The following is a 16709-nucleotide window of genomic DNA, read 5'->3' on the forward strand; positions in this document are numbered from 1 at the left end:
GCAGGGCCTGACGATGGGCCTATTCTCATCATCGCCGGCACGGGGGCAGTCGTCGCTGCTCTACCGCCTAGTGCTCGTCCCGCTGCTCGCGCTGACGACGGCGGGCGCGCTCGCGATCGCTGCGTTGATGCTCTACTACTCCGCCATCTATCCAAATCCCCTCTCCCTGCGGCCCAAGCAGACTGTCCCTTACGTCAAGATCCTGGCGCGCGACGGGGCGGTGGTGTCCGAGCACGGACGCGAAGACTATGTCCCGATCGGCATGCTGCCGCACTACGTCGCCGATGCCGTAATCGCGACCGAGGATCAGCGCTTCTATGACCACCACGGCGTCGATCCATTCGGCATGCTGCGTGCCGCCTTCATAAATCTGCGCGAAGGACGCACGGTTCAGGGCGGCTCGACGCTCACCCAGCAGCTTGCCAAGAACCTTTACCTGACCTCCGATCGCACCTTCGCTCGCAAGCTTGAGGAGTTCACTCTCGCGCTTTGGCTCGAGATGAAGCTCTCCAAGGAAGACATCCTCGAGCTGTACCTGAACCGCGTCTATCTTGGCTCCGGCGCCTACGGCATCGACGCAGCGGCGCGGCGCTACTTCCGCAAGTCTGCGCGCGACCTGACGCTCGCCGAGGCCGCGATGATCGCGGGCCTGCTCAAGGCTCCCTCGCGTTACTCACCTCTTTCCAATCCGGCCCTTGCCCGCACCCGTGCGCGCCTCGTGCTCTCGCAAATGGAGGACGTGGGCTCCATCACCGAGGAGCAGGAGCATCAAGCAGCCGACGAAGTGGCTCGGTCATTTGAGAACTCTGCGCGGGCTGAGGCGGTGGGTGCCGACTACGCCGTAGACTACGTGATGGATCAGCTCGGGCCAGCGTATTTGGCGGGTGTTGCCGGCGGAGCGGAAGGCCTGATCGTCGAGACGACGATCGACCGCACGTTGCAAGCCAACGCATCCGCCGTCGTTGAGCAGGTGATCGCCCTTCGCGGCCCTGAACTCAACGCCAGCGAGGCGGCAGCAGTGGTCCTCGATCACGATGGAGCGCTCCTGGCGCTTGTCGGCGGACGCTCTTACGCCGAGACCCAGTTCAATCGTGCCGTTAAGGGAATGCGCCAGCCCGGCTCGACCTTCAAACCGTTTGTCTACCTGGCCGCGCTGGAAGCCGGCTACACGCCCGACAGCGTTGTCGACGATCTTCCGCTGAGCATTTCGGGATGGGCGCCTCGCAACGATAACGGCCAGTACCTGGGGCCGATGGCGTTGCGCACGGCGCTGGCAAAGTCGGTGAACAGCGTAGCCGCGCGCCTGACGCTCAAGCTCGGAGCCAAACGCGTCGCCGAAGCCGCGCGTCGACTCGGCATCAAGTCTGCGCTGGCCAAGGATGCAACAATCTCACTCGGCACCTCCGAGGTCTCGCTACTCGAGCTGACGGGTGCGTACAACGTCATCGCCAATGGTGGCCGCGCCGCCGAGCCTTACGTCGTGCGCCGCGTGCGCAGCGCCAAAGGCGAGGTTCTTTTCACGCATCCTGATGGGGCACCACAGCCGGTCGTCGCGCCCGCGCAAATCGCCGCTATGAACGACATGCTTGCCGCCACGCTTTCCGAAGGCACGGGACGCCGCGCTGCGATCCCGCCTTACCCAGCGGCCGGAAAAACCGGAACCTCGCAAGGATTCCGCGATGCCTGGTTCATCGGCTACACCGCGTATCTCACAGCGGGCGTCTGGGTCGGAAATGACGATGGCACGCCAATGAACCATGTCGTTGGCGGCGCACTTCCTGCGGAAGTCTGGCGCTCCATCATGCTCGGCGCGCATGCGGGCCGGAAGCCCTTGCCTCTGGGTGTCTCCTCGGCCGCTACCGCGGTGGCCGGCAGCGCCCATCCGGGCGAGCGCATCGGCGATGACTTCTTCGCCCGCGCAACGGACGACACGCCGGTCTCTGACACTGGCTCAATCAGTAAATTTCTCGACGGACAATAACCCGCTTCAGTCGGCGGTTGGTCCGTAACGGTGAAGCTCCAGCCCGTAATGCTGCAGCCACAGCTTGTCTTCCTTCATGCTAGGAACGAGCCGCTCCACATGCGCCCAGAAGCGCGGGCCGTGGTTCATCTCGGCCAGATGCGCAACCTCGTGCGCAGCGACATAGTCGAGAATGCGCGGCGGCGCGAGGATCAGACGCCACGAGAACGACAGCACACCCGTCGTCGAGCATGAGCCCCAACGCGTCGCCTGATCGCGGATGGCGATACGCTTCGCCTTGACGCCGAGTGCGCGCGTATGCACCTGCACGCGTTCGTCGAGATCGCGCCGCGCCTCTTCGGCGAGCCAGTCGCGCAACCGACGCGGAGCGTGCTCCTCGCGGCCCGATATGCGCAATTCCGGAATGTCGGAAGTCCGATGTGCGCGCACTACGCCACCGCCGGCGGCGCGCCGTCCCGTAAACGTCAGCTTGTGGAATTCACCGCGCACCGGCAGACGCTCGCCATCGACGAATTGCACTGGCTGCGGGATGCTGCTGAGGCGCTCGCGCACCCATTCGATATTTCGGTCGAGAAACGATCCAGCTTCGCCAAGGTCACACTGCACAGGAAGAGTCACGATGACGGCGCGTCTCGTGCGGCTGACTCGTAGCGTCAGGCGGCGCGCGCCAGGATGTCGTCGAACTTCAACCGGGCAATCGAGCTCTTCGATGCGCGGACGCTTCAATGCAGGCCCCCGAACTGACTTCCGCACCGACTTCCCCCTCGTGCAAATTCGAACAACACGACGTTGGTCGGAAACTCAACTCAACCAAAGCGCCACACTTTGGAAGACGAGCACTTCCTCACCTAATCGAAATTACAGCGTCCCGCCAGTGACAAAGCCATGCGGCATAGTCGATGGAGCAACACTGTGGCCGCATCGCAGCGCGCAGCGCGTGTCCGCTAGAGAATCTTGCCCAGTTTAGCGGCCATATCATCGAGGCTCGTCATAGCCGTGAAGTGCGAGACATACTCGCCGTCCGGTCCCATGAGGTAAATGATCGATGTATGATTCATGCCGTAAGACGATGGATCGTTCTCATTCGGCGTCTTCTCGTAGAAGACGCGGTAAGCCTTGGCGATAGCTGCGACCTGTTCTGGTGTGCCGGTCAGGCCCACGATACGGTCGTTGAAGTTCTTCACGTACGTCGCGAGCGTCTCGGGCGTGTCGCGCTGCGGATCGACGCTCACGAAAATCGGAGTGACCTTGTCAGCTTTGCTGCCGATCTTGTCGAGCGCTGCTGAGATGAGTTGCAATCCGGCAGGGCAAATATCTGGACAGTGCGTATAGCCGAAGAACACCAGCATGTAGCGGCCGCGGAAGTCTTTGTCGGTGACGGTCTTCCCCGCCTGATCGGTGAGTGTGAACGGCCCGCCCACGAGCGCCTTGCCCGACCCTGCCGTGCCCGCTGGGCCCAAGACCCGATCTTGCACTCCAGGAATGATCGCGATGGCGGCAATCCCGCCGAGAACGAGACCTGCGATGACGCTCGCAATCATCTTTGCACGCATTGGGCTGGGTTTCCTCTTCCGCCACCGCAGTTAAGCCGTAACAGCGCTTCGCGCAACTCTGCCTCGCCGCCTTAACCGGCGCGGAGGAGCCGAGCGACCCGAACCCTGCGCCTTGTGCTAGTTGCCTCAGACCGGCTCTATATTGGGGCGCGCGTAACCGCGATTTGAAATAGCTGGTGGATCATCGGGCCCCGCTAGCATATTCGAGGGACGAGCCGCCCCAAGGAAACGACCGTGCTGAAGACCTCCGACCGCCGCAAGAAGAAGCTGGGCCAGCAAGTCCTGGCCGATCCGATCAGCAATCGCCTTCGCCTGCACACGATCATTCGCTTGCGCTGGATCGCCGTGCTCGGCCAGTTCGCCGCGATCTCGTTCGTCTCGTTCGGCCTCGGCTTCTACGTGCCGATCGGCGCGTGCCTGACGGTTATTGCGCTCTCGGCGTGGATGAACGTCTTTCTCGCGGTCTGGTATCCGTCGCGTCACCGGCTCACCGTTCCTTACGCCACGGGCCTGCTCGGCTACGACATTCTCCAGCTCGCAACGCTGCTCTTCCTCACCGGCGGCATGGACAACCCATTTGCCATGCTGATGGTCGCCCCGGTCGTGGTTTCGGCGGCGACCTTGCCGCTGCGCAACACCATTGCGCTCGGCTTGCTGACACTGATGTCGGCTGCCGTTCTCGTCGTCGCGCACGAGCCCCTGCCCTGGTATCCAGGCGTCGAGCTGGAGCTGCCGGTCATCTACAAGGTGGGCGCGTTCGCAGCACTGTGCGTATCGACCACATTCATCGGCCTCTACGCGTGGCGGCTGACGAAGGAAGGCCGGCAGATGTCCGCTGCGCTCACCGCGACCGACGTCGTGCTGGCACGCGAGCAGAAGCTGCACGCCCTCGATGGTCTCGCTGCCGCGGCCGCTCACGAACTCGGCACGCCGCTGTCGACCATCGTGCTCGTGACCAAGGAGCTCGAGCACACGATCAAGCCGGACGACCCCATCCGCGAGGACATCGTGCTCCTCAAGGCGCAGGCGCTCCGCTGCCGCGAGATCCTGCAGAAGCTGACCCGCCATCCGGGAGAAGAAGACCCGATGCACGCAAGGGTCAGTGTGCGCGCGATGCTGGAAGAAGCGGCCGCTCCCTATTTCTCCGACAAGGTTGCCATCAATATCACCGCGGCGCCCACGACCGAGATGGCCAATGCCGGCCGCCGCCAGGCAGAGCTCGAGCGCCGCCCAGGCGTCATTTACGGATTGGGCAATATCATCGAGAACGCGACCGAGTTCGCCAAGTCGCGGGTGGACGTCGGCGCTGAGTGGGGCCCTTCAGGCCTCGTGGTCACCATCGCCGACGACGGCCCCGGCTTCCCCGCCGAAATCATGGACAACATCGGCGAGCCCTATGTCACCACGCGGCCGGCTGAGCGCGTCGATGGGGTTCTGGAGGAAGATTCAGCGGGATTGGGGCTTGGCTTCTTCATCGCCAAGACACTGCTGGAGCGCTCCGGAGCGACCGTTAGCCTTGCGAATCGCACCCGCGGGGGCATGGGTGCCGTGGTCACCGTGAGCTGGCCGAGGGCCTTCATTCTCACTTCGTAGCCGCTAAACAGAATAAATCTTTGACCTTTTTAGGCACTTAGGCCGCTCCAGGGCTAATTCCGCGTTGACAAAATCCCTATCTTGATGCTGACAGACCTGCGACAAGGTGCGACCTTACCGGGTAAATCTAGCAAGGCTCCGCACGAGCCGGTCCCAACCCGGGGCCGGCCCCTTGAAGACAACCACGCTTAAGTAGGAGGCGTTCGTGGAGGCGAAACACGCTGCCGCCGATTCCGGGCTGGCCGGAGGAACAATGAACCAACCTGAAGATCTTTCCTTCCGTCAAGACGAACTGCCCGAGGATCGATCGCTGATCATCGTCGATGACGACCGCGCGTTTGCGCAGCGTCTCGTCCGCGCCATGGAGCTTCGCGGCTTCGAGGTGCGTGGCGCACACTCGATTGCCGAGGGCATCGACCTCATTCGCGAACGCGCCCCCGCCTTCGCCGTGGTCGACATGCGGCTTGAGGATGGCAACGGCCTCGACGTCATCGCAGAGCTTGCTCGCGCTCGCCCGGATGCTCGCGCCATTGTGCTGACCGGCTACGGCAACATCGCGACCGCGGTGACCGCCGTGAAGCTCGGCGCCGTCGACTATCTCGCCAAGCCGGCGGATGCCGACGATGTGACCGACGCACTGCTTGCGCCTTCCGACGACAAGGCCCCGCCACCGGAGAACCCGATGTCGGCCGACCGCGTCCGTTGGGAGCACATCCAGCGCGTTTACGAGCTGTGCAATCGCAACGTGTCGGAGACGGCGCGTCGCCTCAACATGCACCGCCGTACTCTGCAGCGCATTCTCGCCAAGCGCGCGCCGAAGTAATTTCGGCGCGCAGTTCGCGTCACAGGACGTTGAGACTTGGATCGGCCAGCAACTGCAGGCTGAATGCGGCAGAGCGCGCAAAGCGCAGCGTCATCGCCTTGCGTCGCGCACCTGCCAGCCGTGAAAGTGGGGCCTCGCGGATAATCTCGCCGCCGTAGCGGTCGGCGAGAATAAGACCGGTATCTTCGGGAAGGGCCTCGCGCGGAAAGTGCGGTGCCACGGCGAAGAACAGGGCATCCGAGTAGTCGCGATACTCTGGCCACTTCGCGTCGACGCGCAGGTCGTCGAGGCAGGACTTTACCTCCACGATCCAGATGTCGCCCGATGGCGACAACCCGACCACGTCCGCGCGGCGGCCATTTGGCAGCGGCAGCTCGGTCACAATCGCGAACGACATGGCCCGCAACAGGCGGCCCACCCCGCGGCACACTTCGCGCGTCACGGCATCGCGGCCTTCGCAGACGCTTTCGCCGTCTGAATCCGATGTGGTGGCTTCCGTGCATGCAGGCTCTGCCACACCGTTGCCAGTTTCCCCGGCTTTATCGTTCATTGCCGTCATTTGACCACCATGGGCAGGTGAGCATTGCCGGCAGCAGCTCTGGGAATGAGTCGCACACACATCGACTCGGGCCCTCTGCCGATCGAGCTGGCCCACGCCGGCTCGAATCTGCTCTTAGGAGTCGCGGGCAACTCATCGAGGGACGAGCGCCTGACCTCATGTTCTTCAAACTCTTCAAGTCAGACAAGAGCAAGGCCGCCGAGGCCCCATCCGACAGCAGTTCAAGCGAACAAGCTGTAGCGGAAAAGCCCGCCGAGGCAGATGGCGAGCCTGGGCTGCCTCTTGGCGCCTACATGGATTCGGCTGGCGCCACCGTTGCCGACAGCCTTGGCTTCAACACCACCGCCGACCTTAAGCCAGCCGATGGACCGCTCGGGCAGGAGAAGGCGATCGAGTCGATCGACTTCGCCGCCGGCATCAAAGGACCTGGCTATCACCTGCTGGTCGTCGGCCCGACGGGCTCCGGCCGCCGCACGGTAGCGCGCGCGCGTCTCCAACCTGCGGCCGACAAGTCGGTCCGCCCGTCCGACTGGGCCTATGTCAGCTCGTTCGATCCGACCGGCGGGTTCCGCGCGCTGAAGCTTCCGTCCGGCACCGCCAAGCGCTTCGCCGAGATGATGGCGCGGGCCATCGACCAACTCGCAGACGCCCTGCCCGCTGCCTTCACCGCCGACGACTACGACTTGAAGCGCCGCACCATCGAAGAAGAATTCCGCTTCAGCCGCGAGGATGCTCTGGAGTCACTCCGCCGCGAAGCCGAAGCCCAGAACATTGCCCTCCTGCGCACGCCTGCCGGCATCGCCGTCGCCCCGGTCCTCGAAGGCAAGGTCGTGAAGACCGACGTCTTCAATTCCGTCCCCGAGGTGCTGCGCCGCGAGGTCGAGACCAAGATTGCCGCTCTCGAAGCGGAGATCGAGGCCATTCTGACTGAGCGCCCGGAAGCTGAAAAAGAACGCCGCGCGCGCCTCGTCGCACTCAACGAGCAGGTCGCCGGCCGCCACGTCCGCGCCGCGCTCGACGAGATCAAGGCAGATTTCGCCGAGGTTGCCGGTGTCGAGAGCTACTTGAAGGCAGCCGCGCGCGATCTCGTGCGCAACGCGGCGATGTTCGTCTCAGGCGCGACGGCATCGACGGGCGCGCAGGCGGCACGCGTATCCGCCTCGCATCCAAGCTTCGCACGCTATCTGGTGCACGTGCTCGCGACGAGCTCGGAAGGCTCAGGTGCGCCCATCATCCACGAGCAGAACCCGACCTACGCCAACCTCTTCGGCCGCATCGAGCTCGGTACCGCTGCCGACGGCAGCACCCAGGTGGTCCGCATCAAGCATGGCGCGCTTCATCGTGCCAACGGCGGCTTCCTGCTGGTGGACGGTGACGCGTTGATCGACAGCCCTGCCGCCGCCGATGCACTGCGCCGTGCTCTCGAAGCAGATGAGATCCGCTTCGACCCGCCCGCAGGTCCCGTCGGTGCCGTGGGAGATGAGGTGCCTGACCTCGAACCCATTCCGCTCAACCTCCGCCTTGTCGTCTTCGCCAATGCCGGCACGCAGCGCCGCCTCGCGGCGAGTTTCCCGGGACTGCGGCGCCTGTTGAAGGTCGAAGCGGTGTTCGACCACGCTGTCGATCGCACCAAGGAGACCGTCGACACCTTCGCGCGCATTGTCGCCGGCGTCGTCGACAAGCAGTACCTTCGTCCCATTGATGCAGCAGGCGTTGCCCTGTTGATCGACGAGGCCGCACACCGGGCCGGCAGCACGCGCAAGCTGTCGCTTCTCATCGGCGATGTGATTGATGTCTGCCGCGAAGCCGATCACTGGGCCGACACGGAGAAGCGCAAAACCATTTCCGCCGCCGACGTCGAGCGTGCCCTGAAGCAGCGCCGTGCGATAAACGCCGCCGAGTTGGCGGAGGCATCATGATCGCCCACGTCGCAGCTGCCGACGAGCGCTCAGGGCGCGTGGTGCTCTGGCATGGCGGCTCGGCCTCGGTGAGCCGCATCGCCATTGACGCCGCGATGCTTCTGGCGCAGTCATTTCAGGCGGAAGTCGAAAGCCTTTACGTAGAGGATACGCAGCTCTTCGATCTCGCCGCGTTTCCCTTTGCGCGCGTCATTGGCGCATCGGGAGGCTCATGGCGCGCGCTTCCGCACGAGACGCTAGAGCGCGAGATGCGCTTTGCCGCTGCGGCCTTCCATCGGCAGGTGGCAGAGGTGGGCTCGGATGCCTCCGTTCCTTGCCGGTCGCGCATCGTGCGCGACGAGCCGTTGCGCGCTGTCTCGCGTGCCTGTGCCGAGAATGGTCCTTGGAACCTGGTCGTCCTCGGCGAACCGTTGACCCCGAGCGATGGCCCGCGCCTCGCACAGCTGTTCGAGCGGGTGCGCGATACCACGGGTGCGGTCATCACCGGTCCACTCGGCCGCCGCTCGCAAGGCTCTGTTGTCGCGGTCGTTGAGGATTTCCAGCGCCTCGGGCCCATGTTGCGCGCCGCCCAACGGCTAGCGCCCGCGTGTGGCGGAGACGTGAAGCTGACGCTCGTCGGCGATCGCCGCGACGAGCTGAGCTGGATGGAAGGCGAGGCGCGCCTCCTCTGCGCCACCCGAAGCGAAGACGACGTCATCGCCTTCGAAAGTGTCCTTGCCGCCAACGATGATCCAGCGCCCCTTGCCGCCGTGCTGCAGCGCTACAAGCCCGGTTTCGCGCTCGCGCAATATGGTGGCCGTCTCGTCGCTACTGGTGCCAGCCTGCGTCCGCTGACGGCCGCCCTGGAATGCCCGCTGCTGCTCGTCCGTTAGCCGAAGAGTGCAGCTAGTTCTTTTCCCGGTCGTAGTAATCGACTGTCTGCTCCGCCCTGAATATTTTCCCCAGGCGTTGCTCGCCGTCGCGCACCGCAACCGCCGAAACTTTGCCCGAGTCCGGGTACTCGCAGATTTCGACCTCACATAGGTTCGACAGCGCGAGGTAGCGCATATCGCTCGCGCCCGTGTTGATGATCTGGTGCGCAACCTCGGCGCCACCGGTAGGACAAGCGATGATGTCGTGCTTGCGGATCGGGTAACGCTGTTCCCCGAAGCGCAGCTCGCCCTCTCCCTCGAGGATCAAGAACATCTCCTCTTCTCCGCGATGAGAGTGAAAAGGACACTGCGCCTTGCCGGGAGGCAGAACGGTCAGATTGTAACCGAGCTTCCGCGCGCCGATACCGTCGCTGAACAAGGCACGTTTGGACGTGAAGAGGCCGTTCTCTTCCACGTCATCGAATTCGACGATCTCATCGAGGTTCAAGAACGGCTTCATGCTGCATTCCCCGTCGGCGCGTTCGACGCCAGTGTGAAACTCAGGGCGCGGTATCGAAATACTTCGCGCCTGTGCCGATTATCTTCGGATCCGGCTCGCCGACAATCTTTGCGTCCTTTCCTTCGTACTCCGAATGGAAAAGAACCCAGCGGATCGTTTCGAGGCGGGCGCGCCGCTGATCGTTGGCCCTCACCACGATCCACGGCGCTTCTTTAGTGCTGGTGCGCTTGAAGATCTCGCGCTGCGCGCGCGTGTAGTCGTCCCACTTGTCTATGGCTGCGAGATCGATCTCGGTGATCTTCCAGCGCTTGAACGGATTGTGCCGTCGCTCATGAAAGCGCTCGAGCTGCATTTCGCGCCCGATCACGAGATAGAATTTGAACAGGTTAGTGCCATCGCGCACCAGCAGCGATTCAAAGTCCGGCGCCGCTTCCAGGAAGGCCTCCACTTGAGCCAGCGTGCAAAAGCTCATCACCCGCTCGACGCCCGCCCGGTTGTACCAGGAGCGATCGAACAGGACCATGTCGCCGGCCGTCGGTAGGTGGCAGACGTAGCGCTGGAAGTACCACTCGCCACGCTCCGTCTCGGTCGGCTTCGTCAGCGCCACTGATCGCGCATGGCGCGGATTGAGCCGCTCCAGGAAGCGGCGGATGCAACTTCCCTTGCCCGAGGCGTCGCGCCCTTCGAACAGCGCCACAACCCGCTCGCCCTCCGCCTCCACAAACGTCTGCAGCTTCAATAGCTCGAGCTGCAGAGCCTCAAGCTGTTCTTCGTAGACCTTCTTTTTCAGCTGCTGGTCATAGGGAAAGCCTCCCGATGTCAGCGCCTTCTCGATGATCTCCGGCGCCAGCACCGGGTTTTCGATGTCGAACCCATAGGGAAGTGCTGATTTCGCATTGTCGCTCTTGGCATTCATGTCTTTGGCCCGCCCGGCTGTGTACGATCATCGTAAGGTGAATCGCTTGACGTCAGACTGTCATGTTTGAAAGGCGTTATGATCCCCGGTATTTAGCAGCAATGGCGTTATCGAATGATCGAAAGCCCGGATGGAAGATGTCGTTAGGTGCGGTGCTCGCCGGGATACGCTGGACCGAGCGCAGGGCCGAGTTCGAGACTTGGGCGGCTGAGGAATGGTGCTCTGGCAAACGCCGTTTGGCAGCGCGCTGGATGCCAGTCGCCGCTGCCATAGCTATATTCGCAGTTCTCGTCCTATTCGGTGCACTCGGCTCGCTCGCAGCCATCATCGCTACACTTTCCTTGATGTTCGCAGCCGCGATATGGCCGCTCGACGCGAGCACCATCATCGACGCACTCGCAGGGACGCCGACAATGGATGTTGGGGTACGTGTCACGGAAGAAAAGCGTAACAGCTGGCGCGCTGTCGTCGATGCGATCCCAACGGCCGCTCTGGCCCTCGACGCGGCCGGAACGCTGTTGCACCACAATCGCCTGGCGGCCGAGATGTTCCCGAAGACCCGTGACGGCATGCCAATGAGTCAGGTCTCGCGCAGCCCCGATCTGCTCGTTGCCGTCGATCAGGCATTGTTTGGCGACGAGGATCGCATCGACGTCGAGTTGATCGAACGGGTGCCGGTCGAGCGCCGCATAGCCGCCACGGTATCGCGTCTAGCGGGCTCTTCCCGCCCCTCGGCACCGCATGTGCTCGTCACCTTCCGCGACCTGACCGAGCAAGACCGCCTTGGCCAGATGCGCACGGACTTCGTCGCCAACGCCAGCCACGAGCTGCGTACTCCGCTCGCCTCCTTGCGCGCCTTTGTTGAGACCCTGCAGGGCCCGGCGCGGGACGACGCCAACGCCCGCAAGCGCTTCCTGCAATTGATGGCCAGCCAGGCCGAGCGCATGACCCGCCTGATCGACGACCTCCTTTCCCTCAGCCGTGTCGAGATGCGTGTTCACCTCCCGCCGCGCGGCATCGTCGACCTCAACGAGACCGCCGCTTACGTCTGCCAGTCGCTGGAGCCCGTCGCCGAAGCGGCCAAAGCCAAAGTGAACCTCGTTCGCGATGACGCACCTGCGCGCATCCGTGCCGACCGGGAGGAAATCGTCCAAGTCCTCCAGAACCTCATCCAGAACTCGATCAAGTATGGCCGCGAAGGCGGCGCCATCGAGGTCCGCGTCGGGCGCGACGCTCCGCGCAGCTCGGGGAGCAACAAAGTCTGGGTCAGCGTCACCGATGAGGGCCATGGCATCGCCCCGGAGCACCTGCCGCGCCTCACCGAGCGGTTTTACCGGGTGAATGTCGCCTCCAGCCGCGAGAAGGGCGGCACCGGGCTTGGTCTCGCCATCGTCAAGCACATCCTCAATCGCCATCGCGCCGAGTTGCGTATCGCCTCGCGCCTCGGCGTCGGCTCGACCTTCACGGCAATTTTCGACGAGCTTGGCGGAAATTCTTGATCCGGGCTAAATCCGCCCTGGGCCCTGCGACATGCGTGCAAATCTAGAATAGACAAACAAGTTCAACGCATTAACCTGTCACTAAAGTATAGCTGCATTGGTCTATCTAAGCCCCACGGCGCAAAGGCGCCGGGCGGGGGGAGGTTACGAGGTGCGGGTAGGCCGCACGCCCCGTTAGTCACCTCCAGGATCAGGAGATCAGTGTGAGCAACAAGCTTATCGCCATGACGGCCGCGGCGGCCGTCGTTGGCTCGTTCGCGTTCGCCGGCGCTGCCGTCGCCCGCGACCAGATTCGCATTGTCGGATCGTCGACGGTTTACCCCTTCACCACCGCGGTTGCCGAGCAGTTCGGCAAGTCTGGCGCCGGCAAGACCCCGGTCGTCGAGTCGACGGGCACCGGCGGCGGCATGAAGCTGTTTTGCGCCGGCGTTGGCGAAGCCAATCCTGACATCACGAACGCCTCCCGCGCCATCAAGAAGGGCGAGTTCGAGGACTGCCAGAAGAACGGCGTCAAGGACATCGTCGAGATCAAGGTTGGCATCGACGGTCTGACCATTGCTCAGTCGAAGAACGGCGCTGACACCAACCTCACCCGTCAGCAGGTGTTCCAGGCTCTTGCCGAGCAGGTTCCGGATAAGGACGGCAAGCTCATCCCGAACCCCTACAAGAAGTGGTCGGAGATTGACCCCTCGCTCCCCGACGTGAAGATCGAGGTTCTCGGCCCGCCCCCGACCTCTGGCACGCGCGACTCCTTCCATGAGCTGTTCATGGAAAAGGGCGCCGAGGCTTTCCCGACGCTTAAGGCTCTCAAGAAGGCCGACTCCAAGGCATTCGACAAGGTGTGGAAGTCGATCCGTAAGGACGGCGCCTATGTCGAGGCTGGCGAAAACGACAACGTGATCGTCCAGAAGCTCGAAGCCAACAAGGACGCATACGGCATCTTCGGTTATTCGTTCCTGGAAGAGAATGGCGCCAACCTCAAGGGCGTGTCGATCGAGGGTGTTGAGCCCGAGTATGACGCGATCTCGGCTGGCAAGTACAAGGGCGCCCGTCCGCTCTTCATCTACGTGAAGAAGCAGCACGTCGGCGTCGTGCCCGGCATCGACAAGTTCGTCGAGGAGTACGTCTCCGAGAAGGCGATGTCGAAGGACGGCTACCTTGCTCGCAAGGGCCTCGTTGCTCTTCCCAAGGAAGAAGCTGACAAGGTTCGCGAATCGGCGATCGGCATGAAGACGCTGTCGGCTGACCTCGTGAACTAAGCTTGAGTGAAGGTCACCGCTGGAAAATATTCAGCGGTGGCCTTCTTTCACTCGCGCTACGCTACGCTTAGAAAGTCCGTCGCTGCGCCCTAACGGCTAAGAAGCGAGTTGACATGTCCGGCTACTATTTCGTCACGATGGCGGTTCTGGTTCTCATCGCCTTCCTTGTTTCTCGCGCCCAAGCGGGACGACTAATCAAAGGTGGCGTTGGACAACTGCATTCGTTGCCGAACTACCATGGACTTTTTGCAGCTTCGGCCGTGTTCGTGCCGATGCTACTCATCTACGTCGTCGGCGTACCGCTGCTGGAAAAATTTGCCCAGGCGCAGGCGCTCTCATTCTTTGGTGCGGAGACCGCGAGCGACGCCTTGCATCGAGGCGCAACGCTCCGAGACATCCACAACCTCGTTGCCGGCCAGTACTCTGGCACGCCATCGGACTCGCTCGTTGAAGCTGCGCGCAGCATGAAATCCACACTCTGGTGGGGTAACGCGCTCATCTTCGGCGGAGGAGTCCTTGCGGCTCTCGTAGCCATTGGCCTCAGTCTGGGCCGGGTCAGTGTCGCGTTCAGAGCGCGCAATCACTTCGAGCGCTTAGTCGTTCTCGTGCTCATGTTGTGCGCGGCCGTCGCCGTGCTGACGACGATCGGGATCGTGTTTTCGGTGCTCTACGAGACGATCCGCTTCTTCTTCGACCCGAGTCTGAAGGGCCGCCCAACTGTCACTGAATTCTTGTTCGGCACAGAGTGGAACCCGCAGGCGGCGATGCGCGCTGATCAGGGTGACATCAAGACTGCCTATGGCTTCATTCCGCTTCTGACTGGCACACTTCTGATCACGCTCATTGCAATTCTCGTTGCCGGTCCTCTGGGGCTGTTCTCCGCCGTCTACCTATCTGAGTACGCGACCGCGCGGTTCCGTGCCTGGGCGAAGCCGATACTAGAGATCTTGGCGGGCATCCCAACTGTGGTCCTGGGCTTTTTCGCGGCTCTGACCGTTGCTCCGCTGATCCGCGGTTGGGGCGCATATTTCGGATTGGACGTTGCTTCGGAATCGGCTCTCGCGGCCGGTCTCGTCATGGGGATGATGATCATCCCATTCATCTCGTCTCTATCCGATGACGTGATCAACGCTGTGCCCCAGTCCCTTCGCGATGGTGCCTACGCCATGGGGGCGACGAAATCGGAAACGATCAAGCAGGTGGTCCTTCCCGCCGCTCTGCCCGGTATCGTATCCGCCTTCATGCTCGCGATCAGTCGTGCCATCGGTGAGACGATGATCGTGGTTATGGCTGCTGGCCTAGCCGCGAACCTCACCTTCAATCCGCTTGAGGCGGTGACGACCATCACCGTGCAGATCAAGACCATTCTCGTTGGCGATCAGGAATTCGACAGCGCCAAGACTCTGGCAGCTTTCGCTCTAGGCTTCGTACTCTTCTTCGTCACTCTGGTTTTCAACATCATCGCCCTGACCATCGTTCGTAGGTATCGAGAGGAATATGACTGATATCACCGCCTCAGATGCCGCACGCGTGCGGCGGGTCGATGTGACTTCGTCGGCCGCAAAGGCCCGAATTCGAGCCCGTTACCGCCGTGAGGCGCGCTTCAAGCTGTATGGTCTTGCTGCGCTTTCACTCGCCGCCGTCTTTGTGGTGGTGCTCATTGGTGACGTTCTCAGCCGCGGGTTGCCTGCCTTCTGGCAGTATTCGCTCGTGCTCGACGTGCACGTCGACCCTGCCGCTGTCTCATCGGGCGGGAAGGTCGACGAGGCCAGCATTCGTTCAGCGGATTTCTATCCGCTCACGAAGGCCGCGCTGGAATCGATGTTTCCCGGCGAATTGAGCCGTAAGGCCCAGAAGCAGCTGGTCCGTCTTGTGAGCACAGACGCCGCGATGCCGCTGCGCGACGAGCTGGTTGCGAATCCAAGTCTCGTTGGCACAACCGTCAAGACACCTCTGATTCTGTCGGCCACTTCTGACCTCTACTATAAAGGCGCCGGCACACAGATCGAATCTCGCGAGATGCGAGGGATCGCGACTCCCAGCGGGACGTCGGGCGAGATCACTGTTCTAAGCTCGGCTAATGATTTCGCCGACGCACTGGTCCACTTGAAGCAGCGGATCGCCGAGCAGGCGAGAAGCCTTCGCTCAGAAGCAGATCGACTGGAGCTGTTTGCGGGCGACACGGTAACCGCGAGGGTCAAGGCTCTCCGCGATGAGGCTGAGAAACTGCAGCAGCGCGTGGACCAGCCCAAAGTCGAAGAAGAACTCGACAATAAGATGCCGAGCCTTCTGATCGCCATCGATGGCGGCCTGATGAAGATCACCAAGCTCAGTGATGTCTCGGCCACGGGTATTGTGCTGCTGCCCCTGCGCTCGACGGACGAGGCAAAGCCCGGCACCTGGCAGCTCGTGACCTACGAGACGCCCGAGAGCAACCGCAAGGTGACGGACCAGGATGTCGCCTTCTTGGAGCGCTTCAAGCAGCTTGGCCACGTCGAACAATCCTTCAATTGGACTTTCCTCACGGCCGGCGACAGCCGTGAGCCGGAACTCGCCGGCATCCGAGGCGCGCTCGTCGGCACTGCCCTGACGCTTGTTGTTACGCTCGTTCTCTGCCTGCCGATCGGCGTCATGGCCGCGATCTATCTTGAGGAGTTTGCGCCCAAAGGCAGGCTTACCGACATCATTGAAGTGAACATCAATAACCTTGCGGCCGTTCCCTCGATCGTTTTCGGTCTGCTTGGTTTGGCGGTGTTCCTTAACTTCTTCGGCATGCCGCGATCCGCCCCGTTGGTAGGCGGCATCACTCTTGGACTTCTCGTCCTTCCGACGATCATCATCGCCTCGCGCGCTGCGCTCAAAGCCGTGCCGCCATCGATCAAAGAGGCTGCGCTTGGCGTCGGCGCCTCGCATCAACAGGCGATCTTCCATCATGTGCTGCCACTAGCGATGCCGGGCATCATGACGGGCACGATCATTGGCATGGCGCACGCCCTCGGCGAGACAGCACCCCTCCTGATGATTGGCATGATCGCCTTCATCGTGGATATTCCTCATGGCTTTACAGATGCTGCCACCGTGCTGCCGGTCCAGATCTATCTTTGGTCGGATCTGCCTGAAGTAGCATTCAAGTCCAAGACGGCAGCGGCAATCATCGTGCTGCTGATGTTCCTGTTCGTGATGAATGGCGCCGCGATCTGGCTGCGCAAAAGATTCGAGAGACGTTGGTAAGAAGT

General features: G+C 62.5%; 14 protein-coding genes. 9 read left to right on the top strand and 5 right to left on the bottom strand.

Annotated features, from left to right (window positions below):
• Positions 1-13 precede the first annotated feature (13 nt).
• A complete protein-coding gene (locus NDB2M4_RS04675; RefSeq protein WP_072370725.1) occupies positions 14-1981 on the top strand; it encodes a transglycosylase domain-containing protein in 1968 nt (655 codons plus the stop codon).
• Positions 1982-1987: 6 nt separating this feature from the next.
• Here NDB2M4_RS04675 and NDB2M4_RS04680 read toward each other — a convergent pair whose 3' ends face one another.
• Positions 1988-2734 carry a M48 family metallopeptidase gene (locus NDB2M4_RS04680; protein WP_072370728.1) on the bottom strand — a complete coding sequence of 249 codons (747 nt, stop codon included), beginning with the start codon at positions 2732-2734 and terminating at the stop codon, positions 1988-1990.
• 191 nt (positions 2735-2925) lie between these two features.
• The gene (locus tag NDB2M4_RS04685; RefSeq protein WP_072370730.1) at positions 2926-3534 is read right to left on the bottom strand and encodes an SCO family protein; all 609 of its coding nucleotides are present in this window, start codon (positions 3532-3534) and stop codon (positions 2926-2928) included.
• A 234-nt stretch (positions 3535-3768) separates the two neighbouring features.
• On the opposite strand from NDB2M4_RS04685, the gene NDB2M4_RS04690 reads away from it, so the two are divergent.
• Entirely contained in the window at positions 3769-5127 is a 1359-nt protein-coding gene (locus tag NDB2M4_RS04690; RefSeq protein ID WP_348533030.1) for an ActS/PrrB/RegB family redox-sensitive histidine kinase, read from the top strand.
• A 253-nt stretch (positions 5128-5380) separates the two neighbouring features.
• Entirely contained in the window at positions 5381-5950 is a 570-nt protein-coding gene (locus NDB2M4_RS04695) for an ActR/PrrA/RegA family redox response regulator transcription factor (protein WP_072370741.1), read from the top strand.
• Between the two features lie 19 nt (positions 5951-5969).
• On the opposite strand, the gene NDB2M4_RS04700 is transcribed toward NDB2M4_RS04695, so the two are convergent.
• Positions 5970-6509, bottom strand: a complete 540-nt coding sequence (locus NDB2M4_RS04700; protein ID WP_244536042.1) for an MmcB family DNA repair protein — start codon at positions 6507-6509, stop codon at positions 5970-5972.
• Positions 6510-6667: 158 nt separating this feature from the next.
• Here NDB2M4_RS04700 and NDB2M4_RS04705 point away from each other — a divergent pair, with 158 nt between their 5' ends.
• Complete coding sequence (locus NDB2M4_RS04705; protein ID WP_072370743.1) at positions 6668-8428, top strand: AAA family ATPase; 1761 nt, start codon at positions 6668-6670, stop codon at positions 8426-8428.
• On the top strand, positions 8425-9300 hold the full coding sequence (locus tag NDB2M4_RS04710) for a hypothetical protein (RefSeq protein ID WP_072370746.1): 876 nt from the start codon (positions 8425-8427) through the stop codon (positions 9298-9300). Before NDB2M4_RS04705 ends, NDB2M4_RS04710 begins: the two co-directional genes overlap by 4 nt.
• A gap of 13 nt (positions 9301-9313) precedes the next feature.
• Here NDB2M4_RS04710 and NDB2M4_RS04715 read toward each other — a convergent pair whose 3' ends face one another.
• Both NDB2M4_RS04715 and ppk2 read right to left on the bottom strand, forming a co-directional pair.
• Positions 9314-9799: a cupin domain-containing protein gene (locus NDB2M4_RS04715; protein ID WP_072370749.1), complete on the bottom strand. Its 486-nt coding sequence runs from the start codon at positions 9797-9799 to the stop codon at positions 9314-9316.
• A 40-nt stretch (positions 9800-9839) separates the two neighbouring features.
• Entirely contained in the window at positions 9840-10715 is an 876-nt protein-coding gene (ppk2, locus tag NDB2M4_RS04720) for a polyphosphate kinase 2 (RefSeq protein ID WP_072370752.1), read from the bottom strand.
• Between the two features lie 137 nt (positions 10716-10852).
• On the opposite strand from ppk2, the gene NDB2M4_RS04725 reads away from it, so the two are divergent.
• The 4 genes from NDB2M4_RS04725 to pstA all read left to right on the top strand — a co-directional run bounded on the left by NDB2M4_RS04725 (position 10853) and on the right by pstA (position 16704).
• A complete protein-coding gene (locus NDB2M4_RS04725; protein ID WP_171988023.1) occupies positions 10853-12214 on the top strand; it encodes an ATP-binding protein in 1362 nt (453 codons plus the stop codon).
• Between the two features lie 224 nt (positions 12215-12438).
• Complete coding sequence (locus NDB2M4_RS04730; RefSeq protein ID WP_072370755.1) at positions 12439-13473, top strand: PstS family phosphate ABC transporter substrate-binding protein; 1035 nt, start codon at positions 12439-12441, stop codon at positions 13471-13473.
• 113 nt (positions 13474-13586) lie between these two features.
• On the top strand, positions 13587-14978 hold the full coding sequence (gene pstC / locus NDB2M4_RS04735) for a phosphate ABC transporter permease subunit PstC (protein WP_072370758.1): 1392 nt from the start codon (positions 13587-13589) through the stop codon (positions 14976-14978).
• Complete coding sequence (gene pstA / locus NDB2M4_RS04740; RefSeq protein ID WP_072370761.1) at positions 14971-16704, top strand: phosphate ABC transporter permease PstA; 1734 nt, start codon at positions 14971-14973, stop codon at positions 16702-16704. Before pstC ends, pstA begins: the two co-directional genes overlap by 8 nt.
• Positions 16705-16709 lie beyond the last annotated feature (5 nt).

This window comes from Hyphomicrobium sp. NDB2Meth4, assembly GCF_900117445.1.
Classification (GTDB): Bacteria; Pseudomonadota; Alphaproteobacteria; order Rhizobiales; family Hyphomicrobiaceae; genus Hyphomicrobium_A.